At 66.1% G+C, this 24,412-nt stretch carries 19 protein-coding genes; 11 read left to right on the top strand and 8 right to left on the bottom strand.

Annotated elements, in window-relative coordinates; genetic code table 11:
• Positions 1–61: 61 nt before the first annotated feature.
• Genes sufD through AC4AMJ_RS06505 form a run of 3 tightly spaced genes read right to left on the bottom strand, consistent with a single transcriptional unit; the run spans position 62 to position 3,503 of the window.
• Positions 62–1,240 (bottom strand): Fe-S cluster assembly protein SufD, encoded by a 1,179-nt coding sequence (sufD, locus tag AC4AMJ_RS06515; RefSeq protein ID WP_489895104.1) that lies wholly within the window; start codon positions 1,238–1,240, stop codon positions 62–64.
• Entirely contained in the window at positions 1,240–2,703 is a 1,464-nt protein-coding gene (sufB, locus tag AC4AMJ_RS06510; RefSeq protein WP_489895102.1) for a Fe-S cluster assembly protein SufB, read from the bottom strand. Before sufB ends, sufD begins: the two co-directional genes overlap by 1 nt.
• Positions 2,700–3,503, bottom strand: a complete 804-nt coding sequence (locus tag AC4AMJ_RS06505) for a helix-turn-helix transcriptional regulator (protein ID WP_489895101.1) — start codon at positions 3,501–3,503, stop codon at positions 2,700–2,702. Before AC4AMJ_RS06505 ends, sufB begins: the two co-directional genes overlap by 4 nt.
• Positions 3,504–3,668: 165 nt before the next feature.
• Between AC4AMJ_RS06505 and mptB the strand changes: the two genes are divergently transcribed.
• From mptB to AC4AMJ_RS06485, 4 genes are all read left to right on the top strand, one after another.
• Entirely contained in the window at positions 3,669–5,513 is a 1,845-nt protein-coding gene (gene mptB / locus AC4AMJ_RS06500; RefSeq protein ID WP_489895100.1) for a polyprenol phosphomannose-dependent alpha 1,6 mannosyltransferase MptB, read from the top strand.
• A 168-nt stretch (positions 5,514–5,681) separates the two neighbouring features.
• A complete protein-coding gene (locus tag AC4AMJ_RS06495) occupies positions 5,682–6,623 on the top strand; it encodes an ABC transporter ATP-binding protein (RefSeq protein ID WP_489917562.1) in 942 nt (313 codons plus the stop codon).
• On the top strand, positions 6,620–7,414 hold the full coding sequence (locus tag AC4AMJ_RS06490; RefSeq protein WP_489895098.1) for an ABC transporter permease: 795 nt from the start codon (positions 6,620–6,622) through the stop codon (positions 7,412–7,414). Before AC4AMJ_RS06495 ends, AC4AMJ_RS06490 begins: the two co-directional genes overlap by 4 nt.
• Positions 7,411–8,445, top strand: a complete 1,035-nt coding sequence (locus AC4AMJ_RS06485; RefSeq protein WP_489917561.1) for a COX15/CtaA family protein — start codon at positions 7,411–7,413, stop codon at positions 8,443–8,445. Before AC4AMJ_RS06490 ends, AC4AMJ_RS06485 begins: the two co-directional genes overlap by 4 nt.
• A gap of 21 nt (positions 8,446–8,466) precedes the next feature.
• Here AC4AMJ_RS06485 and AC4AMJ_RS06480 read toward each other — a convergent pair whose 3' ends face one another.
• Positions 8,467–8,844, bottom strand: a complete 378-nt coding sequence (locus AC4AMJ_RS06480; protein WP_489895095.1) for a hypothetical protein — start codon at positions 8,842–8,844, stop codon at positions 8,467–8,469.
• Positions 8,845–8,909: 65 nt separating this feature from the next.
• On the opposite strand from AC4AMJ_RS06480, the gene AC4AMJ_RS06475 reads away from it, so the two are divergent.
• Positions 8,910–9,878: a quinone oxidoreductase family protein gene (locus tag AC4AMJ_RS06475; RefSeq protein WP_489895094.1), complete on the top strand. Its 969-nt coding sequence runs from the start codon at positions 8,910–8,912 to the stop codon at positions 9,876–9,878.
• 287 nt (positions 9,879–10,165) lie between these two features.
• Here AC4AMJ_RS06475 and AC4AMJ_RS06470 read toward each other — a convergent pair whose 3' ends face one another.
• The gene (locus AC4AMJ_RS06470; RefSeq protein WP_489900870.1) at positions 10,166–11,149 is read right to left on the bottom strand and encodes a heme o synthase; all 984 of its coding nucleotides are present in this window, start codon (positions 11,147–11,149) and stop codon (positions 10,166–10,168) included.
• Between the two features lie 395 nt (positions 11,150–11,544).
• On the opposite strand from AC4AMJ_RS06470, the gene tkt reads away from it, so the two are divergent.
• The 6 genes from tkt to AC4AMJ_RS06440 all read left to right on the top strand — a co-directional run bounded on the left by tkt (position 11,545) and on the right by AC4AMJ_RS06440 (position 19,200).
• On the top strand, positions 11,545–13,623 hold the full coding sequence (tkt, locus tag AC4AMJ_RS06465; protein WP_489917560.1) for a transketolase: 2,079 nt from the start codon (positions 11,545–11,547) through the stop codon (positions 13,621–13,623).
• Between the two features lie 27 nt (positions 13,624–13,650).
• A complete protein-coding gene (gene tal, locus AC4AMJ_RS06460) occupies positions 13,651–14,772 on the top strand; it encodes a transaldolase (RefSeq protein WP_489895092.1) in 1,122 nt (373 codons plus the stop codon).
• Between the two features lie 5 nt (positions 14,773–14,777).
• On the top strand, positions 14,778–16,313 hold the full coding sequence (zwf, locus tag AC4AMJ_RS06455; protein WP_489917559.1) for a glucose-6-phosphate dehydrogenase: 1,536 nt from the start codon (positions 14,778–14,780) through the stop codon (positions 16,311–16,313).
• 50 nt (positions 16,314–16,363) lie between these two features.
• Positions 16,364–17,278 (top strand): glucose-6-phosphate dehydrogenase assembly protein OpcA, encoded by a 915-nt coding sequence (locus AC4AMJ_RS06450; protein ID WP_489895090.1) that lies wholly within the window; start codon positions 16,364–16,366, stop codon positions 17,276–17,278.
• Positions 17,278–18,009 (top strand): 6-phosphogluconolactonase, encoded by a 732-nt coding sequence (gene pgl / locus AC4AMJ_RS06445; RefSeq protein ID WP_489917558.1) that lies wholly within the window; start codon positions 17,278–17,280, stop codon positions 18,007–18,009. The genes AC4AMJ_RS06450 and pgl overlap by 1 nt, the downstream gene beginning before the upstream one ends.
• Before the next feature lie 489 nt (positions 18,010–18,498).
• Positions 18,499–19,200, top strand: coding sequence for an NAD(P)H-dependent oxidoreductase (locus AC4AMJ_RS06440; RefSeq protein ID WP_489917557.1), 702 nt, complete (start codon positions 18,499–18,501; stop codon positions 19,198–19,200).
• 501 nt (positions 19,201–19,701) lie between these two features.
• Here AC4AMJ_RS06440 and AC4AMJ_RS06435 read toward each other — a convergent pair.
• Genes AC4AMJ_RS06435 through secG form a run of 3 tightly spaced genes read right to left on the bottom strand, consistent with a single transcriptional unit; the run spans position 19,702 to position 24,099 of the window.
• The gene (locus AC4AMJ_RS06435) at positions 19,702–20,925 is read right to left on the bottom strand and encodes an IS4 family transposase (RefSeq protein ID WP_489917556.1); all 1,224 of its coding nucleotides are present in this window, start codon (positions 20,923–20,925) and stop codon (positions 19,702–19,704) included.
• A gap of 46 nt (positions 20,926–20,971) precedes the next feature.
• A complete protein-coding gene (gene ppc, locus AC4AMJ_RS06430) occupies positions 20,972–23,809 on the bottom strand; it encodes a phosphoenolpyruvate carboxylase (RefSeq protein ID WP_489917555.1) in 2,838 nt (945 codons plus the stop codon).
• A 56-nt stretch (positions 23,810–23,865) separates the two neighbouring features.
• Positions 23,866–24,099, bottom strand: a complete 234-nt coding sequence (gene secG, locus AC4AMJ_RS06425) for a preprotein translocase subunit SecG (protein ID WP_489895081.1) — start codon at positions 24,097–24,099, stop codon at positions 23,866–23,868.
• Positions 24,100–24,412: the final 313 nt, after the last annotated feature.

The following is a 24,412-nucleotide window of genomic DNA, read 5'->3' as shown; positions in this document are numbered from 1 at the left end:
GGCGTCCTACTCGATCAGCGGGGGGCGTCGGCCGTGTTGCATCGGTACCACCGGGAAAATGTCAGGCGCCGGCTAGTTCAAGTTCGTGCTCGATCGCGGCTTCGAGGCGTTCCCGCAGGTCCGGCACCGAGATCTTGGCGATGACCTCGCGGAAGAATCCGCGGATCACCAGGCGTCGGGCCTGATCTTCGGGGATGCCGCGAGCCTGCAGGTAGAACAGGTGCTCGTCGTCGAAACGGCCGGTCGCGCTGGCGTGACCGGCACCGACGATCTCGCCGGTCTCGATCTCGAGGTTCGGCACCGAGTCGGCGCGGGCATTGTCGGTCAGCAACAGGTTGCGGTTGAGCTCGAAGGTGTCGGTGCCCTCGGCCGCCGGACGGATCAGGACGTCGCCGATCCAGACGGTGTGGGCTTCACGCGCCCGGTCCCCTGTCGGGTCGCCTTGCAGCGCACCCTTGTACACCACGTTCGAGCGGCAGTTGGGCTGGCTGTGGTCCACGAGCAGGCGCTGTTCGAGGTGCTGACCGGCATCGGCGAAGTACAGGCCCCACAGCTCCACGTCCCCACCCGGTGCGTCGTAGTGCACGACGGGCGAGAGCCGGACCAGGTTGCCGCCGAGGCTGATCGCGAAGTGGCGAACCACGGCGTCGCGACCGACCCGAACATGGTGGGCGGCGACGTGAACGGCGTCGTCGGCCCAATCGTGCACGTTCACAACCGTCAGTCCGGCGCTGTCGCCAACCACGAACTCGACGTTCTCGGCGTACGTGCCGCTGCCGACCTGGTCGAGGACGACCACGGCGCGGGCGAACCGCTCGAGACGGACCTGGATGTGCCCGAAGCCGACCTCACCCTCACCGGGGCCGGTGAGCTTGATGACAACCGGCTCGGACAGCTCGACCTCACGGCCGACGGTGATGACCGTGGCGTCGCCGAACGAGGAGAAGGCCTGCGCCGCGATCCGATCGAACGGTGCGCCACCCTCTCCCAATCGCGGATCGTCACGACCGACGGTCTCGGCGGTGACGCCATCGGCGACGCCGGAGACCTCGATCGACGGATCAGCGCTTCGCTGGGCGGAGCCGTCGTGCAGCCCGCGCAGTCGGCGGAACGGGGTGAAGCGCCACACCTCTTCACGAGGGCTGGGCACCTCGAACGCATTCACGTCGAAGGACGTGAACATCTCCCCCTTGTTGACAGGTGTGACCGCCGGGCTGACGGGAATTGTGGGGTCTGCCATCAGCCGACGGCTCCTTCCATCTGCAGTTCGATGAGGCGATTGAGCTCGAGCGCGTACTCCATCGGGAGTTCCTTGGCGATCGGCTCGACGAATCCGCGGACGACCATCGCCATGGCCTCGTCCTCGGTCAGGCCGCGACTCATCAGGTAGAACAACTGGTCGTCGCTCACCTTGGAGACGGTGGCCTCGTGGCCCATGGTCACGTCGTCCTCACGGATGTCGACGTAGGGATAGGTGTCGCTGCGCGAGATCGTGTCCACCAGCAGCGCATCACATTTCACCGTTGACCGGCTTCCGTGCGCACCCTTGTTGATCTTGATCAGGCCGCGGTAGGAGGCGCGGCCGCCGCCACGCGCCACCGACTTGGAGACGATGTTGCTCGACGTATTCGGCGCCAGGTGCACCATCTTCGATCCGGTGTCCTGGTGCTGACCCTCACCGGCGAACGCGACCGAGAGAACCTCACCCTTGGCGTGCTCGCCGGTCAGCCACACGGCCGGGTACTTCATCGTCACCTTGGAGCCGATGTTGCCGTCGATCCACTCCATGGTGGCGCCGGCCTCGGCCTTGGCACGCTTGGTGACCAGGTTGTAGACGTTGTTCGACCAGTTCTGGATGGTCGTGTAGCGGCACCGACCGCCCTTCTTGACGATGATCTCGACGACCGCCGAGTGCAGCGAGTCGGTCTTGTAGATCGGCGCGGTGCAGCCCTCGACGTAGTGCACGTAGGCGCCCTCGTCGACGATGATCAGGGTCCGCTCGAACTGGCCCATGTTCTCGGTGTTGATCCGGAAGTAGGCCTGCAACGGGATGTCGACGTGGACACCCGGGGGCACATAGATGAACGAACCGCCCGACCAGACCGCGGTGTTCAGCGCCGAGAACTTGTTGTCTCCGGCTGGGATGACGGTCCCGAAGTACTCCTGGAAGATCTCCGGGTGCTCCTTGAGAGCCGTATCGGTATCGAGGAAGATGACGCCCTGCTCCTCCAGATCCTCACGAATCTGGTGGTAGACGACCTCGGACTCGTACTGGGCGGCCACGCCGGACACCAGCCGCTGCTTCTCCGCCTCGGGGATGCCGAGCTTGTCGTAGGTGTTCTTGATGTCCTCGGGCAGGTCGTCCCAGGTGGCAGCCTGCTTCTCGGTAGACCGCACGAAGTACTTGATGTTGTCGAAGTCGATGCCGTCGAGTTCGGCACCCCAGTGCGGCATCGGCTTGCGGTCGAAGATGTGCAGCGCCTTGAGCCGCTGCTCGAGCATCCACTCGGGCTCGCTCTTCTTGCCCGAGATGTCGGTGACGACCGCCTCGGACAGACCGCGTTGCGCGCTGGCGCCCGCGACGTCGGAGTCAGCCCAGCCGTAGCCGTACTTTCCGATCGACGCGATCGTCTCCTCCTGCGTCAGCGGCGAGGGCTTGGTCGGCGTACCGGTGTCGGTCGCGGTTGGATCTGTGACTGTCATCGCGAGGCCTTTCGACTCGTCTTCTTCGAATGAGCAGATGCGGGCTGGGCATCGCTGGAAATCGTCATGGAGATACCGGAGCCACCCGACGCGCCTTGTGGCGGTGGATGCAACGGGACATGGGTGGTGCAGACGCAGTCGCCGTTGGCGATGGTCGCCAATCGCTGCACGTGCGTACCGAGCAGTTCGGTGAACACGGCGGTCTCGGCCTCACACAGTTCCGGGAACTCGGCGGCGACGTGGGCCACCGGGCAGTGATGCTGGCAGATCTGCATCCCGGTGCCCACCTCACGGGTGTTCGCCGAGAACCCTGCGCTGGTCAATGCGTCGGCGATGTCGTGCACCGTGTCGGTCACCGAACCCGATCGCTGGGCAGGCACCACATCGGCCACGATCTCCTCGACGCGATCACGCGCGAACGCCTCGACCGCGACCTCGCCGCCGACATCGCGCAGTTTCCGCATCGCGGCACCGGCGAGATCGTCGTAGGCATGCCGCAGCTTGCCCCGACCCGTGGCGGTGAGCTGGAACCATTTCGCCGGGCGACCGCGACCGCGTCGCCCGAAGCCCGACGACGAGGTCTCCACATCGCCGACCTCGGTGAGAGCATCGAGATGACGACGCACACCGGCGGCACTGATGCCCAGACGATCTGCGATCTCCGTCGCGGTCAAGGGTCCGTCTTCGACCAGTAGTGACACCACGGCGGCGCGCGTCTGCCCGTCATGATGACCGGCAGAATTGGCCCCCTCGGAGGGGCCGATGGGCGCGCCCGCGGGCAGCGCTGTATCGCTCCTCATGGTTTTCACAACACAAGTGTGTCGTAATTACTTCCCGACTGTCCACCAAGGTTCCCCTAACCGGCTCACTCACCCGCTCCCTGATCGCTCTGCTCCGGCGTGAAGTCCCCGCGCGGCGTCGGACATTTTTCGGAGAAGCGCGACCACCCCATTAGAGTCGTCGACGTGCCAGTAACCACAGTGACGGGTGGTCGGGCCCGCTCGCTGCGCCATCGTCTGCGAGCAACGGTGGACTACCTGGGCCTGAGCCGATCCGGTCCCGCACGGGACACGAGAGATCGCGATGTCACCGACCGTCGGGGCGACTACGGCAAGACCGTCGCCCGCCTGCACGACGACGAGCATGAGGTCGGGCCACTCAACGACGCCGAGAATCGGCGCCTGCTGCGCATCAAGCTGTTCGGTGCGACGGGCTCGGTGCTGCTGCTGATCGGCTCGCTCGGTACCGGCGCGATTCCCGTCCTGCAGAACCCGGTCGCCGGCATGCGGGTGCTTTCGCTGCCGTCACGTATGTGGAGTACGGCCCTCACCCTGTCGATCGGCGGCACCATCATGCTGGTCGTCGCCTGGCTGTTGATCGGCCGATTCGCGGTGGGCCGATTCAGCGTCGAGGTCCGGCACGGCCGCAGCCCGGACCGGCGGATGACCCGCAAGCAGGCCGACCGCACCCTCATGCTGTGGATCGCCCCGATCATCGTGGCGCCGCCCCTGCTGTCCAAGGACATCTATTCCTATCTGGCCCAGAGTGCGATCGCCTACCGCGGCATGGACCCGTACGTGGTCAGTCCGGTACGTGGCCTCGGCGTCGACCATGTGTTGACCCGATCGGTGCCGAACCTGTGGCGGGACACGCCTGCGCCCTACGGCCCACTGTTCCTCTGGATAGGCAAGGGGATCACCGCCGTCACCGGCGACAACATCACCGCGGCCATTTTTCTGCACCGCCTGGTGGCGCTGGCCGGGATCGCACTGATCGTCTGGGCCCTGCCCCGGTTGGCCCGGCGCTGCGGGGTCTCCTCGGTCGCCGCGCTCTGGCTCGGGGCGATGAACCCGCTGGTGATCCTGCATCTCGTCGGCGGCATCCACAACGAGGCCCTCATGCTCGGCTTGATGCTCGTCGGTCTCGAGCTCTGTTTCCGGGCGATCTACGGCAGCGATCGGCTTCGCAGACCCGACTCGATCTGGCCGTCCCCGGCCGGCTGGACCCTGATCGCCGGCACGGCGGTGCTGTCGGCGTCGGCGATGGTCAAGATCACGTCGATGCTGGCGCTCGGCTTCGTCGGCATCGCACTCGCGCAACGATGGGGCGCCACGCTGCCGGCGCTGCGCCACGCCCCGTTCAACCAGTGGTGGGAGCGGTCCCGACGGTCGATCGCCGCGCTGGCGGCCTCCGGGGCCGCGCTCGCGAGCATCCTGATCATCGTCATGGTCGGGATCTGCTTCGGCACCGGACTCGGGTTCGGCTGGACCAGCACGCTCTCGACCGGCGACGTGGTGCGGTCCTGGATGTCGATGCCGACGCTGCTGTCGGTCACCACCGGGCGCATCGGGGTCGCGTTGGGTCTCGGCGACCAGACCCAGGCGATCCTCGAGGTGGGACGACCGCTCGGCGAGTTGATCGCGGCCGTGTTCATCATCCGCTGGATGCTGGCGTCGCTCGGCGGACGACTACATCCGCTCGGCGCGCTGGGTGTGTCAATGGCCACAGTCGTGGTGTTCTTCCCGTTCGTCCAGGCGTGGTATCTGCTGTGGGCAGTGATCCCGCTCGCTGCCTGGGCGACCCGCCCCTGGTTCCGGCTGACCACCATCGCGGTGTCGGCGATCATCGCGATCGTGGTGATGCCGACGAGTTCGAACACCAGCGGAGTGGTTCTCGCGCAAGGACTTCTGGCCGGCGTGATCATGGTCGCGGTGATGACGGCGTTGTTCTTCGAGGACCTGCCGGTCCACCGATGGTGGCGGAGGCGGCGTGAGACCGCGACGCCGGCAAAAGATTCGCGGTCGGGGTGAGCTGCGTCGGTACGTCGCGATGCCGCCATTTTTGGCCGACGAGGACGAAAGCATAGTCTGGCCAGTGTGCACGGCACGACGACCCGAGAGCGCCATGGCGATGATCGACGAGATGATCATGCGCGAGAATCGCCGTCGCCGCACTCGCCCCGACCAGGCGATCGCCGCATGCTGAACACGGATGGCGGCGCCTCGCCCGCACTGTCTGTCGCGGGTCTGGTCAAGCGCTACGGAGAACACACCGCGGTCGACGGGTTGGACCTGGAACTGGCCACCGGGTCGATCCTGGCCCTCCTCGGACCCAACGGAGCCGGCAAGACCACCACCGTCGAGGTCTGTGAAGGTTTCCTCACTCCCGATGCAGGCAACGTCCGCGTCCTGGGCCTCGACCCCATCGCCGACAACGATCGGCTGCGTCGCCGGATCGGCGTGATGCTGCAGGGCGGCGGCGCCTATCCGGGCGCCCGCACCGAGGAGATGCTGCACCTGTGCGCCGCCTACTCCGCCGATCCCGTGGACCCGGTATGGCTGCTCGACGTCCTCGGATTGGCCGAATGTGCGCGCACCCCGTTCCGGAGGCTGTCCGGTGGACAACAGCAACGGCTTTCCCTGGCGTGCGCGATCGTCAGCCGTCCAGAACTCGTGTTTCTCGACGAACCGACCGCCGGACTCGACGCGCACGCGCGGATTCTCGTGTGGGAGCTGATCGATCGGCTGCGCAGCGACGGCGTGTCCGTGCTGCTGACCACTCACCTGATGGACGAGGCAGAAGAACTCGCCGACCAGGTCGTCATCATCGATCACGGGCAGGTCGTGGCATCCGGCACCCCCGCCGACCTCACGCGTCGGGGCGCGGAGAACGAATTGCGATTCTCGGCTCCCCGCGGATTGGACCTGTCGCTACTCCTGTTGGCGTTGCCCGAGGACTATCGCTGCACCGAGACGTCCCCCGGTTCCTATCTCGTCCGTGGCCCGGTCACGCCCCAGGTGTTGGCCACGGTCACCGCGTGGTGCGCGAAGATCAACGTGCTCGCCACCGACCTCCGCGTGGAGACCCGGAGCCTCTCCGATGTCTTCATCGACCTGACCGGACGGGCGTTGCGCTCATGACCGCGCCCGCCAACCGGTTCGCTCCCGGCACCTTCGCCCCCCGGCCTCAGGCCGCATCGCTGCCGGCGATCCTGACCGCGCAGGCGCGGATGGAGCTCACACTGCTGTTGCGCAACGGCGAACAGTTGCTGCTGACCATGTTCATCCCGATCACCCTTTTGATCGGACTGTGCCTGCTGCCGGTGGACACCGGGCTGGGTGAGTCGACCGCGGAACGCGCAGGCACCTTCGTACCCGCGATCATGACCGTGGCGGTGATGTCCACCGCGTTCACCGGACAAGCGATCGCGGTCGGCTTCGACCGGCGCTATGGCGCATTGAAGCGCTTGGGCGCCACGCCGCTTCCCCGCTGGGGCATCATCGCGGGCAAATCGATGGCCGTGATCATCGTCGTCGCGCTGCAGGCGCTGATCATCGGGGCCATCGGTCTCGCGTTCGGCTGGCGCGCGTCTCCCCTGGGGATCGTGCTCGGTGCCGTGATCATCGCGATCGGGACGGTCACGTTCTCCGCGCTGGGGCTGCTGTTGGGCGGGACGTTAAAGGCCGAGGTCGTGCTCGCGCTGGCCAACCTCCTGTGGTTCGCAATGGTCGGCATCGGCAGCCTCGTGGTGATGGACGATCGGGTACCGACGGCAGTCGGCTGGATTGCCCGCTGTGTGCCGTCGGGGGCGTTGACCGAGGCGCTGAGCCAGGCGACCGACGGCGGGTTCGACTTCTTCGGTATCGGTGTTTTGCTGGCATGGGCGGTCGTCGCCGCCGCGCTGGCGGTGAGGTGGTTCAGGTTCGAATGACAACGTCTCAGAAGCCGTCCGCGGCACCGATCGACGGCGGGAACGACATCCGACGACCCGCAGGCGGCCGCTTCGACCGGATGCCCGGTTTCGGTAGGCCGACCGCACGTTTTGTCTGGTACTGGGCACTCGCGCTGCTCGCAGCCAATGTCGGCATCGTCGCGACCGGCGGCGCAGTCCGGCTGACCGGCTCCGGGCTCGGATGCCCGACCTGGCCGCGATGCACCGACGACTCCTTCGTGCCGCATGAAGCGCTCGGAGTCCACGGTGTCATCGAATTCGGCAACCGTATGTTGACCTGGGTCCTCGTCATCATCGCGATTGCGGCGTTCACCGCGATATTCCGCTACGCCCGTGCCACACGGCGGGACCGTTGGCTGGTCACGCTCCTCGCCCTCGGTATCCCGTTCCAGGGAGTCATCGGTGGCATCACCGTGCTGACCAAGCTCAACCCATGGGTCGTCGCACTGCACTTCCTGCTGTCGATGGCGCTCGTGTCCGGCGCAACGGTGCTGGTCTACCGTCTGCGTCCGAACCCGACGGCGGCAGCGTCCCGGGGCCCGTGGACGTCACTGGGCCGCCGACTGGCCTGGCTGCAGTACATGGTGACTTGGGCGGTGATCTACCTCGGCACGGTGGTGACCGGTTCGGGCCCGCACGCTGGTGACGCCGATGCGCCGCGCAACGGATTGGCGCCCGACAACGCCACCCAGCTACACGCCGACGGCGTGTTCGTACTCGTCGGTCTGGCGGTGGCGATCGCAATCGTCACGCACGTCATGCGAGTTCCGGAGCGGCGGACCGCCAATGTCTTCCTCGGGCTGATCGCGATCCAGGGCGTCATCGGCATCGTCCAGTACAACACCGGCCTGCCGATCGCCCTCGTGATCGCGCACATGACGGTCAGCGCGTTGCTGCTGATCACCGCGACCTGGCTGATCCTGCAGTTCAGCGGCGACGAGTCCTCCGACGACGACCTCGAGTTCTCGGCAACCGCGGGTTCGCTGCGTACGGAGCGAAACGCTCGCTGAGAGCGAAGTACGACTCAGACGTCAGAGGATCGCGCGGTTGCGCGCCTTGGGGAACCGGGTCTGCTTGGCGACCCAGCCGGCCATCTTGCGGTAATGCGACCCGGACACGTTCGCGGTCGAGGTCAGGTCGCGATCCCATTCGGCCGTCTCCAGACCGTCGATCGAATCGACCACGGCCTCGGCTACAGCGAGATCGTCGACGACACGGTCACCGAGGATGCCACCGCTCTCGCCGACGAGGGTGATGCGCACCCCGGCCGCGCCGATCGGCTGTAGCACCGCCTTCGCCGATCCGCCCTCACGGCCGATGAATCCTTTGATCGAGGTCACCACGTCTTTCGGTACCTCGACAGGCGCAGGGGTCTGGTCGACGGTCTCGGATGCAGGCTGCTCGCTCATGGTGCATGAGCATACCGGCCCGGTCGGGTCGTGGTGCACGCCCGCCCATGGGGTAGAACAGTGCCATGCGCGCAATTCAGGTGGTCCGCCACGGTGGCCCGGAAGTCCTCGAGCACGGCACCGTCGACGACCCGATCCCCGCGCCGAGTGAGGTCTTGGTGCGCACGTCGGCGATCGGTGTGAACTTCATCGACACATACCTGCGGCGCGGCCTGTATCCGTCGGTCCCGCCCTATGTCCCGGGCACGGAGGGGGCCGGCGAGGTGATCTCGGTGGGCGCCGACGTCGACGATCTGACCGTGGGCCAGCGGGTGTGCTGGGTCGACACCCCCGGAAGCTATGCGGAACTGGTGGCGGTACCGGCCGGCCGCGCGGTGCCGATCCCCGATGCCGTTCCAGACGACGTGGCCGGATCGGCGATGTTGCGCGGCCTGACCGCCCACTACCTGCTCGACGGAAGTGCGCACCCGCAGGCCGGTGAGACGGTGCTGATCCATGCCGGTGCGGGCGGCGTCGGGCTGATCCTGACCCAGCTCGCCAAACGTCGGGGACTTCGGGTGATCACCACGGTGTCGAACGATGAGAAGGCGGCGCTGTCGGCAGCGGCAGGTGCCGACCACGTCCTGCGCTACGGTGACGCACTCGCCGAGGAAGTGCGCGGACTCACCGACGGCCGCGGCGTCTCGGTCGCGTACGACGGTGTCGGTGCGGACACCTTCGAACAGTCGCTGGCCTCGACGGCCGTGCGCGGCATCATCGTCCTGTTCGGCGCCTCGTCGGGTCCTGTGCCGCCGTTTGACCTGCAACGCCTCAATCCGGCCGGCTCGCTGACGGTAACGCGTCCGACACTCGGGCACTTCGTCGCCGACCCGGAGGAATTGCGGTGGCGTGCCGACGAGCTGCTGTCCGCGATCGCCGACGGCGACATCGATGTTCGGGTCGGGCAGCACTACCGGCTGGAAGACGCGCGCGAGGCACACACCGACCTCGAGAGCCGCGCAACCACCGGCGCGACTGTGCTGATCCCGGGCTGACGCGCACTCCCGGGGCGCGCGGCTCGGCCCTTCGTGACGGCCCTCCGCTGGCGCTCCGGGCCTCCTCAGGGACCGGATATGGACTCCGGTCCCCACTCGCAGAGTCCTGCCACCGCGGAGGACGTCCGAGCCTGCGAGAGACGTCACCACCCCGCGCCAGACCAGCCTGCGAGAAACGTCACCACCCGACCCCGAGCAGCCTGCGAGAGAGGTCACCACCCCGCTCCCTGAGGAGCCTCCGAGCCTGCGAGGATGCGTCACGAAGGGGCACTCCGTGCCGTCCGGAATCAGAAGTAGCTGGTGATCAACGGCAGATTGATGACCGCGTCGATGGCGAGACCGCAGAACAGGATCGCCAGGTACTCGTTGGACTGGAGGAAGATCTTCAGCGGGGTCACCTCGGCACCCGCACGCGTCTCCTTGTACAGCTTGTGCACACGGCTCGCGAACCAGCCGCCGGACAGGATCGCGACCGCAGCGTAGATCCAGCTGGTGCCGGCGATCAGTACCAGCGAGCTGAGCACCGTGGCCCAGGTGTACAGGAGCATCTGCCGCGTGACGCGTTCCTCGGTGGCGATGACGGGCAACATGGGGACGCCGGCGGCCCGGTAGTCCTCCTTGTATCGCATGGCCAACGCCCAGGTGTGCGGGGGTGTCCAGAAGAAGATCACCAGGAACAGCACGATGGGCTGCCAACTGATCGACCCGGTGACGGCGGCCCAGCCGACGAGCGTCGGCATACATCCGGCCGCTCCGCCCCACACCACGTTCTGCCAGGTGCGGCGCTTGAGGATCATGGTGTAGACGCCCACATAGAAGGCGATCGTCGCCGTGACGAGCAGGGCGCTGAGCAGATTGGCCGCCAACCACAGCACTGCGAACGAGCCGATCCACAAGACGATGCCGAAGATCAACGCATTGCGTGTGGACACCGCGTGGCGAGCGAGTGGACGCCGGGCGGTCCGCTTCATCTTCTGGTCGATGTCGGCGTCGGCGACCATGTTCAGTGTGTTCGCGCTGCCCGCACCCAGCCATCCGCCGAGCAGCGTCGCAGCGATCAGCCCGATGTCGACGTGTCCACGGTCGGCCTGCAACATCACCGGGATCGTGGCCACCAGGAGCAGCTCGATCACTCGGGGTTTCGTCAGCGCGACGTAGGCGAGCACCGTTGCCTTGAACCGCGACGGAACGGACTCGGATGGACTCGGCGACGACGGTGAATCCGACGTGCCGTGGGTACCGCGGGATGCGGCGGACAGCCCTCCGCTCACATGGTCCCCAATCCTCACAGCCTCTCCTCGTCTGCCCCCGGCAGCGTCGGAACACGGCAGATCGAAGACGACAGCGTCGAGCACGACAGCGTAGAAACCAACAATGGGGGCTACTACAGAGCATGGTAGACCGTGAGTTCCGTGATCGAAGAATCGCGTCCCGACCGCGATGGGTCACTCGCCGCGCACCGGCGCGACGCGAAAGATTACTCTGGACGTCGTAGTTGCCGAACCGAAGTTGCCGAACCCGTGGCAGGCCACGTCGGAACGTTCCGGCGCGATGCCGCGACCACGCCCCGACGGCCTCGTGGACCACACCGCCCACCACGCTGTGGGCTTGTACACACCAAGGATTGCGATAACCCTCGCACCGATAGGCAGGAGACAGCACAACCGTGGCGCTCACAGATGACATTCGCGCGTTGACCCAGCCCGCATACCCAGACGACTGGTCGGACGTGGACACTCGCGCGGTGGACACCGCCCGGCTGCTTGCCGCCGACGCCGTGCAGAAATGTGGCAGCGGCCACCCCGGCACCGCCATGAGCCTCGCTCCCCTGGCCTACACGCTCTTCCAGCGCGTGATGCGGCACGACCCGACCGACACCGGCTGGGTCGGTCGCGACCGCTTCGTGCTGTCGTGCGGGCACTCGAGCCTGACGCTCTACATCCAGCTCTACCTCGGCGGATTCGGCCTCGAGCTCAGCGACATCGAGGCGTTGCGCACGTGGGGCTCACTCACCCCCGGACACCCCGAGTTCCGCCACACCAAGGGCGTGGAGATAACCACCGGCCCGCTCGGTCAGGGACTCGCCTCCTCGGTCGGCATGGCGATGGCCGCACGCTACGAGCGCGGGCTCTTCGATCCCGATGCCGCGCCCGGCGCCAGCCCCTTCGATCACTTCATCTACACGATCGCCTCTGACGGCGACATCGAAGAAGGTGTCACCTCGGAAGCATCGTCGCTGGCCGGTACCCAGCAGCTCGGCAATCTGATCGTGTTCTACGACCAGAACCAGATCTCGATCGAGGACGACACCGACATCGCCCTCTCCGAGGACGTCGCCAAGCGGTACGAGGCCTACGGCTGGCACGTCCAGACCGTCGAGGGCGGCGAGGACGTGGTGGCCATCGAGGCGGCGATCGAGGCGGCCAAGGCCGTGACCGACAAGCCGTCGATCATCTGTCTGCGGACGATCATCGGCTATCCCGCGCCCGAGAAGATGAACACCGGTGCGGCGCACGGCTCCGCCCTCGGTGCCGACGAGGTCGCCGCGACCAAGAAGATCCTCGGCTTCGACCCGGACGAGAACTTCGCGGTCTCCGACGAGGTCATCGGGCATACCCGCAAGCTGGCCGAGCGTGGCGCGGCGGCCAAGGCGGATTGGCAACCCGGTTTCGACTCCTGGGCGACCGCGAATCCGGAGACCAAGGCACTGTTCGATCGGTTGCAGGCGCACGAGCTGCCCGACGGGTGGACCGACGTGTTGCCCTCATGGTCACCGGACGAGAAGGGTGTGGCCACCCGTGCCGCATCCGGCAAGGTGCTCTCCGCGCTCGGGCAGGTACTGCCCGAACTCTGGGGCGGTTCGGCCGACCTCGCCGGCAGCAACAACACCACGATGGACGGCGCCGCATCCTTCGGGCCGACCTCCATCAGCACCAAGAAATGGTCGGCGAACCCGTACGGCCGCACCCTGCATTTCGGTATCCGCGAGCACGCGATGGGATCGATCCTGTCCGGCATCGCACTGCACGGACCGACCCGCGCCTACGGGGGCACGTTCCTCCAGTTCTCCGACTACATGCGGCCGGCAGTGCGCCTGGCAGCGCTGATGGAGATCGACCCGATCTATGTCTGGACCCACGACTCCATCGGACTCGGCGAGGACGGTCCCACCCATCAGCCGGTCGAACACCTCGCCGCGTTGCGGGCCATCCCGCATCTCGACGTCGTGCGGCCAGGCGATGCAAACGAGACCGCTTACGCCTGGCAGCACCTGTTGACCCGGCGCAACCGCCCGGTCGGCCTCGCACTCACGCGGCAGAACGTGCCGACTCTCGAGGGCACCAGCGCCGATGGGGTCGCCAAGGGCGGGTATGTGCTCAGCGACTCCGACGGAGATCCGCAGGTGGTCCTCATCGGTACCGGTTCCGAACTGCAGCTCGCCGTCGAGGCACAGAAGGCGCTGAAGGAGAAGGGCGTCGCCGCCCGGGTGGTCTCGATGCCGTGCGTGGAGTGGTTCGACGAGCAGCCCGACGGATACCGCGACTCGGTGCTGCCCCCGACGGTTCCGCGTGTCTCGGTCGAGGCGGGGATCGCCATGCCGTGGTACCGGATCGTCGGCGACAAGGGCGAGATCGTCTCGCTGGAGCACTTCGGCGCCTCCGCCGACTACAAGGTCCTCTACAAAGAGTTCGGACTGACGGCCGAATCGGTCGTCGACGCGGCGCAGCGCGCAATCAACAACTAAACAGGACCAACGTCAGAGGAGAGAATCGTGACCCAGAACGAGAAGCTCGCCGAACTGTCCGCCGCCGGAGTCTCGGTATGGCTGGACGACCTGTCCCGTGACCTGATCGGCTCCGGCGACCTCGCCGAACTGATCGCCACCAAATCCGTCGTCGGCGTGACCACGAATCCGTCCATCTTCCAGGCCGCGTTGTCCAAGGGCACGAGCTATGACGCCCAGGTCAACGAACTCGCTGCGCGAGGTGCGGACGTCGACGCCACTATCCGGACCGTCACCACCGACGATGTCCGCAACGCCTGCGACGTGATGGCACCTGCCTATGAGGAGTCCGACGGCGTCGACGGCCGTGTGTCGATCGAGGTCGATCCGCGGCTGGCCCACGACACCGACGCCACGGTGGCCCAGGCCATTGAGCTGTGGAAGATCGTCGACCGCCCGAATCTGCTGATCAAGATCCCGGCCACCAAGGCCGGGTTGCCTGCGATCACCCGCACCCTCGCCGAGGGCATCAGCGTCAATGTGACGCTGATCTTCTCGGTCGAGCGCTACAAAGAGGTCATGGACGCCTACCTCGACGGTCTCGATGCCGCCGCGGAAGCCGGCCACGACCTGTCGAAGATCCACTCGGTCGCGTCGTTCTTCGTGTCGCGGGTCGACACCGAGATCGACAAGCGGCTCGACGCCATCGGCACGCCGGCGGCCATGGACCTCAAGGGCAAAGCGGCACTGGCGAACGCCCGACTGGCCTACCAGGCCTATCAGGAGATCTTCGAAGTCGAATCTCGCTTCCCCGACCTGCTCGCCAAGGGCGCCCGACCGCAGCGCGCACTCTGGGCGTCGACCGGTGTGAAGAACCCCGACTATCCCGACACCCTCTACGTCAGCGAGCTCGTCGCGCCCAACACGGTCAACACCATGCCGGGCAAGACGATGGACGCGTTCGCCGATCACGGTTGGGTCAACACGGGATCGATCATCGGACTGGCGAACGAGTCCCAGGAGGTCTTCGACCAGATCGCGGCGGTCGGCGTCGACCTGGCCGACGTGTTCGTCGTGCTCGAGGACGAGGGTGTCAGCAAGTTCGAGGTCGCCTGGAACGAGTTGCTCGACGCCACCGCCGAGCAACTCTCGGCCGCCGCGAAGGGCTGACCCCGTTGCCCGGCAGCGGTACGACCTGGAACAACCCGCTCCGCGACCCCCGGGACAAACGACTGCCACGGATCGCGGGCCCGTGCAGTCTGATCATCTTCGGGGTGACCGGAGACCTCGCGCGCAAGAAGTTGATGCCCGCGGTCTACGACCTGGCCAACCGGGGTCTGTTGCCGCCGTCGTTCGCGCTGGTCGGATTCGCCCGGCGCGATTGGGACGATGAGGACTTCGCCAAGGTCGTGCACGATGCCGTGCGCGATCACGCCCGCACCGGGTTCCGCGAGGAGGTGTGGGAACGGCTGGCCGAGGGCTTCCGGTTCGTCTCCGGCTCCTTCGATGACGACTCGGCGTTCGACCGGCTCAAGGAGACCCTGCACCGGCTGGACAAGGAACGCGGGACAGACGGGAATCACGCCTTCTACCTGTCGATTCCGCCGAAGGCCTTCCCGACGGTCTGCGAGCAGCTGGACCGTAGCGGATTGGCACGAGAGGACGGCGACAACTGGCGCCGGGTGGTGATCGAGAAACCGTTCGGGCATGACCTCGAGTCGGCGCAGGAACTGAACTCGATCGTCAACAGCGTCTTCCCCGAGTCGTCGGTGTTCCGGATCGACCACTACCTGGGTAAGGAGACGGTCCAGAACATCCTGGCGTTGCGGTTCGCCAATCAGCTGTTCGACCCGCTGTGGAGTTCGCATTACGTGGACCACGTCCAAATCACCATGGCCGAGGACATCGGCCTGGGTGGTCGGGCCGGGTACTACGACGGCATCGGCGCCGCCCGCGACGTCATCCAGAACCACCTGCTGCAGCTGATGGCACTCGTGGCGATGGAGGAGCCCATCTCGTTCGAACCCAAGCAGTTGCAGGACGAGAAGATCAAGGTGTTGGCAGCGACCCGCAACATCCTCCCGCTCGAGGAGAACACCGCCCGTGGCCAGTACGGTCCCGGCTGGCAGGGCAGCCAGAAGGTGCCCGGGCTGCTCGAGGAGGAAGGGTTCGCCCAGGACTCCACCACCGAGACGTTCGCGGCGATCGCGCTGGAGGTCGACTCGCGCCGATGGGCGGGAGTTCCGTTCTATCTGCGCACCGGCAAGCGGTTGGGCCGTCGTGTCACCGAGATCGCATTGGTGTTCAAACGGGCGCCGCACCTGCCGTTCGACCAGACGATGACCGAGGAACTCAGCCAGAATGCGTTGGTCATCCGGGTTCAACCGGATGAGGGGATCACACTGCGATTCGGGTCCAAGGTGCCGGCGTCGAGTATGGAGGTCCGCGACGTCAACATGGACTTCAGCTACGGAACCGCGTTCACCGAGGCGTCGCCGGAAGCTTATGAACGGTTGATCCTCGACGTCCTGCTGGGTGAACCCTCACTGTTCCCCGTCAACGAAGAGGTCGAACTCTCCTGGGAGATCCTCGATCCGGTCATCCAGGCATGGGCCGAGAGCGGCAAGCCCGACACCTACGAGTCGGGGACGTGGGGACCGGCCTCCGCGGACGACATGATGGGTCAGGGACGCAGCTGGCGGCGGCCCTGATGCTGATCGCCAGTGACCGACAGCGCCCGACAACGACAGGATGATGCACGATGATCGTCGAGTTGCCCGACACATCCACCAATCAGGTCGCGAAGAAGATCGTCGAGGTCCGTGAATCGGGCGGCGCGATCAGCCTCGGGCGTGTGTTGACGCTCGTGGTGTGCGCCGAGCACGGAGAACCGACCGAAGGGGCCATCGAGGCGGCCATCGGCGCCAGCAGCGAGCACCCGAGCCGGGTCATCGTCGTGACCCGAGGTGATCGGGACGCTGAGTCACGCCTCGACGCCGAGATCCGCGTCGGCGGGGACGCCGGAGCCTCCGAGGTCGTGCTGCTGACGCTGCAGGGCGATCTGGCCGAGCACCCACGCTCGGTGGTCACCCCATTCCTCCTCCCGGACACCCCCGTGGTCACCTGGTGGCCCGGCGAGGCGCCGGAGAATCCGGCAGCCGATCCGATGGGTTCGCTGGGTCGGCGACGCATCCTCGATGCGAACCGATGCGCGAGCCCGCAGACTGTTCTCGCCCGGCGCCTCGCTGCTTACGCGCCGGGTGACTCCGACCTCGCCTGGACACAGATCACCCACTGGCGGGCGCTGCTCGCGTCTGCGGTCGATCGGCCACCCCACACGCCGATCACCGAGGTCAAGGTCACGGGTCCGGGCCACTCCCCCGGTATCGACCTACTCGCCGGATGGCTCCGCTCTGCGCTGAAGGTACCGACACACCGTGGCATCGGCAGCTTCGAGGTCCGGCTCATGCGCGACGACGGTCCGACCATCCTGTCGCTGGACGAGAACAACAACGCCGTGCTGAGTATGCCGGGCAAACCCGACGGACGGGTGGCGATGACCCGTCGCGAACTGCCTCTTCTCCTCGCCGAGGAGCTCCGGCGGCTCGACATCGACGAGGTGTTCGAGCAGGCGCTGGCCGGTGTCAAAGAGATCGATGTCCAAGGAGCGGCCTGATGACTCCGGAAACCCTTGTGTTCGATGACAAGACTGAGCTCGTCAGCACCGCCGCTCACCGATTCGTCGATCTCGTCACCCGAGCCCAGTCCGACCACGGTGTGGCGTCGGTGGTGCTCACCGGCGGAAGCAACGGCATCGCGATCCTGAGTGCCCTCGCCGCCGACAGCGGTGACATCGACTGGTCTCGTGTCGAGTTGTTCTGGGGTGACGATCGTTTCGTGCCCGAGGACGATCCGGAACGTAACTACGGTCAGGCCCGAGAAGCGTTGCTCGACCATGTGGCCATCGACCCCGCGCGGGTCCATCCGATGGCACCGTCGGACGGTGAGTTCGGTGACGACATCGACGCCGCGGCAGCGGCCTACGCCGCCGTGCTCGGCCGATTCGGTCCGGGGGCGGTACCGCACTTCGACCTACACCTGCTCGGTATGGGTGGAGAAGGCCACATCAATTCGCTGTTCCCGCACACCCCGGCGACCGCCGAAGCCGAGAAGACCGTTGTTGCGGTTGAGGATTCGCCGAAGCCGCCGCCCCGTCGGATCACCCTCACCCTGCCCGTGGTCAACCGCAGCAAGGCGGTCTGGTTCCTCGTGGCGGGCGCTGACAAGGCCGAGGCCGTCTGGGCCGCACATACCGGCGCCCATGCGAACGACTGGCCCTGTGCCGGCGCCCACGGCACCGACGAGACCGTCTGGTTCCTCGACCGAGCAGCCGCCGGCAAGCTCTGACCGCACGCCCGGTTAGCCGATGTCGGCAAGTCCCGGGGCCGCGAGCAGTTCGGCGATTTCTGTGTCGATGAAGTCGATGAGGTGAACCCCATCGTTCGCCACTCCTCCTGCCACCAGAAAGCCTGCGAGAAGCCTCACCCTGCAAAGATCCTGTCAAACGCGGAGCCCCTTTCAACGGCCACGCGTCCGGCGCGTAGTCACCGTCGGCCCACGCCGGGTTCAGGGCCTTCTTGTCGGTGCCGACCAGCCATTCGTTGTCGCTGTGCCATCCCGAGTACCAGGTTGGATACACGATGACTTTGCTCTTGTCCTCGTTGAGCGTTGCTCTTGTCCTCGTTGAGCGTCGCAAAGGTCTGGTAGGCGAGTCTGGCGCCACGTAGCGCGAGAACGCGTCTCGCCGATCGCCTGCGCTGCAACGCAACTGTTGCAGGCTCCGGTCTCCGTGTGGGCCACGGAATGTTCTGCCTGCGCCACCGCGTTACACCGGGCATGCGAGCACTGTGGGTGACGGCACACCCCGACGAAGGATCCCTCAACCGCCACCTCACCACGTTCGGTTCCCGGGTACTGACCGAGAACGGTTGGGATGTCGTCGAATCAGACCTCTACGCGATGGGCTGGGATCCGGTGCTGCGCCACGAAGGCGGCGCCGACGTCGTCTCGGAACAGCGCAAGCTCCTCGACGCCGACCTCTTGGTCATGCAGTTCCCACTCTGGTGGTATGGCATGCCTGCGATCATGAAAGGGTGGATCGACCGCGTCTTCGAGGGCGGACTCGCTTATGACGGCATCGATCCCGACACCGGGCGCGCCCGCAAGTACGGCGATGGAGGCCTTGCCGGCAGGAGGGCCCTGACGATCGTCACCGCGGGCGACCGACCCGGCAGCCTCGGACCACGTGGGATCAGTGGCGACGTCGAGGACGTCCTCTGGACCACACTGCACGGCACATTCTGGTACACGGGCATGGACACCCTGCGCCCCCACCTCATCACGGGAGCTCGCGACATCGACGACTCGACGATCAAATCCGTCGAGTCCGACCTCGCCGATCGCCTCGGTGGTGTCGCAGACGAGGCACCGATCCCCTACCTGCCCCTCGACGAGCGGTTCTATGATCACTCCATCCAGCTCTGCCCAGACGTGTCACCAGGTGTGAGGGGCAATGCTGCGCATCGGTTTGCGGAGTGACTCAACGGGTTTCGATACGCGGCGGACCTCGCAAGCTCGCCCCGCTGCTACTCAACCAGCGGAATCGGCCCGGCCCGTATCCGGCAGCTCAACCAGCCGGCGGAATCGGCCCGGCCCGTCCCCGGCAGCTCAACCAACCAGCGGAATCGGCCCGGCCCGTCCCCGGCAGCTCAACCAGCCGAACGAGCCCACCTCCCGCTGATCAAAGTCCCGCAGACGAGCCCACCTCCCGCTGATCGAGTAGGCGCCGAGCCTGCGAGGCACCGTATCGAGATCACCCTCGCAACAGACCCGCCTAACCCCAATACCGTTCAGTTAAGGGGTGCGGATGTGTAGATCGGTGCCTGTGTCGGTTGAGGCCAGGAGGCGTGGTGGGCGCGTTTGACGTGCCATTTCACGTATTTGCGTTTGACGACGCGTGGGTTGGCTCGGCGGCGTCGCCTGGGGTTGAGCCGACGGGCCAGGCGGCGTAGGCAGGTTTTCCAGCTACGGTGGCAGACGTCAGGGTCGTGAGGGGGGAAAGTCGCCCTGGTGGGCGACCGACTGGCGGGTAATCCTCAGTGCAGCAACGAAACTGACCCTGTCAGGGTCGTGGCCGGCGTGGCTGGCGGCCTCGACCATCAGTGATCGGATCGCGTAGTGGCAGCACAGGTGGCCCCAGATCTCCTGCAGCACCAGGTCAGGAGATTTCGAACGGAGCACGGTTCGGGGTCCACGTTGGTGGGTTTTGAGTTCATCGAAGGCGATCTCGATCTCCCACCGCTCGGTATAGGCCGCGGCAAGCTCGACGGCACTGGCCTCGCCCGGGTCGAGGATTGTGGTCAGCAGCCGGTACTGTTCGGCGTTCTCGCGTCCGTCATCGATGGTGTAGTCGATGACCCGGACCAGCATCGGCGCTGCGCGACGCGCCGCGGCCGAGTGTGTCTGCTGCAAGTCCGCCAGCCACGAACCGTCTGGCAAGTCCTTCACGTGTCGTGGTTTCGGCCCCGATGCTGAGGTCTTGACTCGCCACAGCAGGTCCGCTCCGGTCGCTATAGCATTGCGCCACAACGCATACGAGAACACCCCACGATCGGCAGTGACCAGCATCCCCGACTGCATACGCGCCAACAACGACTCGATCAGGACCGCCTCGGACTGCGTGTAGGTGCCCACCGCGGCCGCGAAGATGGCGTGCGTGCCGCACTCGGCCAGCGCCACCACCCGCGCCATCGGGAACGCTGCCCGCTCACCCTTGTTCACCCCGGGCCGCCCGAAATACTCGTCGTTGACCGGCGTGTCGGCGACATCGAGGCAGGTTCCATCGACGGCGACCAGTCGTCGCCCGGCCAGCCACACCCCTGGCATCGACTCACGGCCCAACGGTGCCGCCACCCGGTCGAACAACGCCGCCAACGGCGCCGACCCCAGCCGGGTCCGCGCCTGAAAGATCGCCGACTTGCTCGGCGGCCGATACGATTCCTGCCACCCTGAGGCCCATGACAAACCATCGGTGAGCTGGGACAACACATCCTCATACGAGCCCTCGGCATACAACGCCATCCCGATGGAGAAGTACGCCATCACCCGGGCCGGTAGCGCACGATGACGCACCTCTGTCCGACCCACCTCGGCGATCACCTCGTCCACCAGATCCGGCGCAAACGTCCGCGTCAACACACCCACCGACACCAAATCCGACAATCGTCGATCCGACTCAGGCTTCACCCACCCAGCACGCGGCATAACTCATAACTTACACGGCTGTGATCTTAACTGAACGGTATTGCGCCTAACCCGAGTTGCGCAGTGCCGTCGCCAGGCCGTTCATGGTGAGCTGGATGCCACGGCGAATACGCGGCTCGTCGTCGCCGGCGCGGAAACGGCGCAACAACTCGACCTGCAGCAGGTTCAGCGGCTCGAGGTAGGGGAATCGGTTGTACACCGACCGCTTGAGGGCGGAGTTGTCCGAGAGCAAGTCGTCGGTACCGGTGATCTTCGCGCACATCTCAATGGTCCGCTCGTGTTCGTCGACGATCATGCCGAAAACCTGGTCGCGCAACTCTTCATCCGGAACCAGCTGTGCATAGCGGTGCGCCAGACCCATATCCGACTTGGCCAGGACCTGAGCCATGTTCGACATCACGGTACGGAAGAACGGCCACTTCTCGTAGTAGCGCCGCAGCGTCTCCAACCGCTGCTCATCGTCGCCGACCCACTCCTCGAAGGCCGAGCCCGTCCCGTACCACCCGGGCAACATCACCCGTGACTGAGTCCACGACAGCACCCACGGGATCGCCCGGAGGTCCGCGATCTTCTCGGTCTGCTTGCGCGAGGCCGGCCGGCTGCCGATGTTGAGTGCACCGATCTCCGACAACGGGGTCGAGGTGGTGAAGTACTCGACGAAACCAGGTGTCTCGTGTACGAGCTTGCTATATGCCGAGCGCGCCAGCCGGGCGATCTCGTCCATGTTGGCGTACGCGTCCTCGGATTCGTCGCCGAGGCCCTCGACGTCGAGCAGCGACGATTCGATCGTCGCCGCCAACAGGGTCTCCAGATTCCGTTCCGCCAGAACTGGTTCGGCGTACTTGGCGGCGATGATCTCGCCCTGCTCGGTGATCCGGAGCGACCCTTGGACGGCGCCGGGCGGCTGCGCGAGGATGGCGTCATAGCTGGGCCCGCCACCGCGGCCGACAGTGCCACCGCGGCCGTGGAAGAGCCGCAACCGGATCCCGGCCTTCTCGGCGGCCTCGACGAGGTCGAGCTCGCCGCGATACAGCGCCCAGTTGGCCGCCATGTAGCCGCCGTCCTTGTTCGAGTCGGAATACCCGAGCATGACTTCCTGCATTCCGTGCTGGGCGTCGACGAGATCCCGGTAGACGGTGAGGTCCAGCGCCGCCAAGAGTGTCTCGGCTCCCTGCTGCAGGTCTTCGATGGTCTCGAACAGCGGCACGATCCGCACCGTCGACGTGAGTTTGCCGGTCTCACCGTCGATGTCGATCAGGCCTGCTTCCTTGAGCAGGATCATCGGCTCGAGCATGTCGCTCACGGACGTGCACATGCTGATGATGTAGTTCGGCACCGCCTGCGGTCCGAACTTGGCCACCGCGCCTGCGGCGGCACGCACGATGTTCAGTTCCTTGGTCGCCAACTCGCTGAGCGCTGCATCCGGCCGTGTCAACGGACGTCGGGCGGCCAGCTCCGTCGCGAGGATCTCGACGCGTGCGGCCTCGTCGAGCGACAGATAGTCGGCCTCCACACCAGCCCAGGCCAGCAACTCGGCGATGACCTCCTCGTGCATGTCGGAGTTCTGCCGCATGTCGAGGCCCGAGAGGTTGAACCCGAAGGTGCGGACGCTCTCCCGCAGGCGCAGCAGCCGGTCGTCGGCGATGGTCTCATCGCGGTTGTCACGTAGTGCGGTGTCGATGAGGTCGAGATCGGACAGCAACTCGTCCGCGGAGTCGTAGGGCTGTTTCCCGTCGACCAGGAACAGGTCGTTCGATGAGAGGAACTCGGTGTCGAACAGGGTGTTCGCCGTGGCCGCGACTCGTGAGCGTATGTGGCGCAACGCCACGCGGAAGGGCTCGTCGGCGGAAGGATCATCCGGGGCCACGCCGGCGAGTTCGAGCAGGGCATCGACGGAATCGATGAGTCGGGCGGACATACTCAACTCCACCGCCAGCAATTCGAGCTCCGCGAGGTGATGGGCAACGGCCGTCTCGGCGGCCAATGTCGTTGCCATCGTGACGATCTCATTGGTCACATAGGGGTTGCCGTCCCGGTCGCCGCCGATCCAGGATCCCATTCGCAGCATCGGGTCGTCGGTGAGTCCCGCATCGGGATACGCCGACTGCAGCGCGGACCGCACCCGGGTGTTGATCTTGGGCACGACCTCGAAGAAGGAGGCGTCGTAATAACGCAGGCCCGAGCGGATCTCGTCCTGGATGGTCAGTCGTTCGAGACGGATCAGGGCGGTCTGCCACAGTGTGAGGATCTGACGACGGATACCCTCGGTCACCTCCGCGTCCTCTTCGGGAGTCAGTTCGGTGCGTCCACGGAAACGCATCAGCTCGGTGATTCGGTTCTGCGCCTCGAACACCGTACGACGCCGGGTCTCGGTGGGATGAGCGGTGATCACCGGTACCACCGTCGCGTCGGCGAGCGCGCGTCCCACCTCGTCGTCGGTCAGATCTGCGGCGGCGAGTTTGGCATAGGTGGCGGCCAGGCTGCTGTTCTGCGGCGGGTCGCCGGCCCGGACGTGGATGGCGCGACGGCGCTCGCGGTGGATGTCCTCGGCCAGATTGGCCAACAATGCGAAGTTGGTGAATGCCCGGATGACCGGCAGTGCCACGCCGATGTCGAGGTCGGTGAACATGTCCGCGAGTTCATCCCGGTCGATCTCGGATCGCCGGATACGGAATGCAGCGACGCGGGCACTCTCCACGAGGTCGAAGACGTCGGTCCCGGAGTGCTCGCGGACCATGTCACCAAGGATTCCGCCCAGTAGCCGGATGTCCTCACGCAGAGGCTCGGTCAGCGCACGACCCTCGTCGTCGACGGAGATGTGATCGACGATCGAAATCGACGGTCGCCATGCAGGTGCACCCGCTGAGGGGATCGATTCGCTCATGGCTCCCAGTATCCCGGCATCCGGGTGTGGCGGCATCTCGTAGCCGCCGTGAGCCGTCAGGAGAGGCTGATCTCGAGGCCGATCGCGATGATGAAGATCGCCCAGATCAGACCGACGAAGATGGTCAAGCGGTCGAGGTTACGTTCCACCACACTCGACCCCGACAGGCTCGACTGCACACCGCCACCGAACAGCGAGGACAGACCGCCGCCCTTGCCCCGGTGCAGCAAGACCAGCACCACCATCAACACACTGGTGATGACCAATCCGATGTCGAGTGCGAGCTTCACGTGTAGTCAGTCCTGTCCGTCGATACATGCAACTGTGGCAGGTCGCGCCGGACAACGAGCGTACTCGCCCAGCACAACCTGCCACAGTCTACGCGCCGTTCGACGGGCTCCTGGATCGGCCCCTATGGCGGCCTGGGGAACGGCTTGCCAGCGGGTGCACCATGCTCTGAACTCTGCTTGCGCTGACACCCGCCCTTCGTGACGGCCCTCCGCTGGCGCTCCGGGCCTCCTCAGGGATCGGAGGGATGGCCCCCGCCCAGGACACCAGAAGCGAGCGGGCAAACGTCACCATCCACACCCTGAGGAGCCGAGT

It is taken from the genome of Gordonia sp. LMA484 (assembly GCF_058129505.1).
This window is presented reverse-complemented; position numbering and strand designations above follow the sequence as displayed.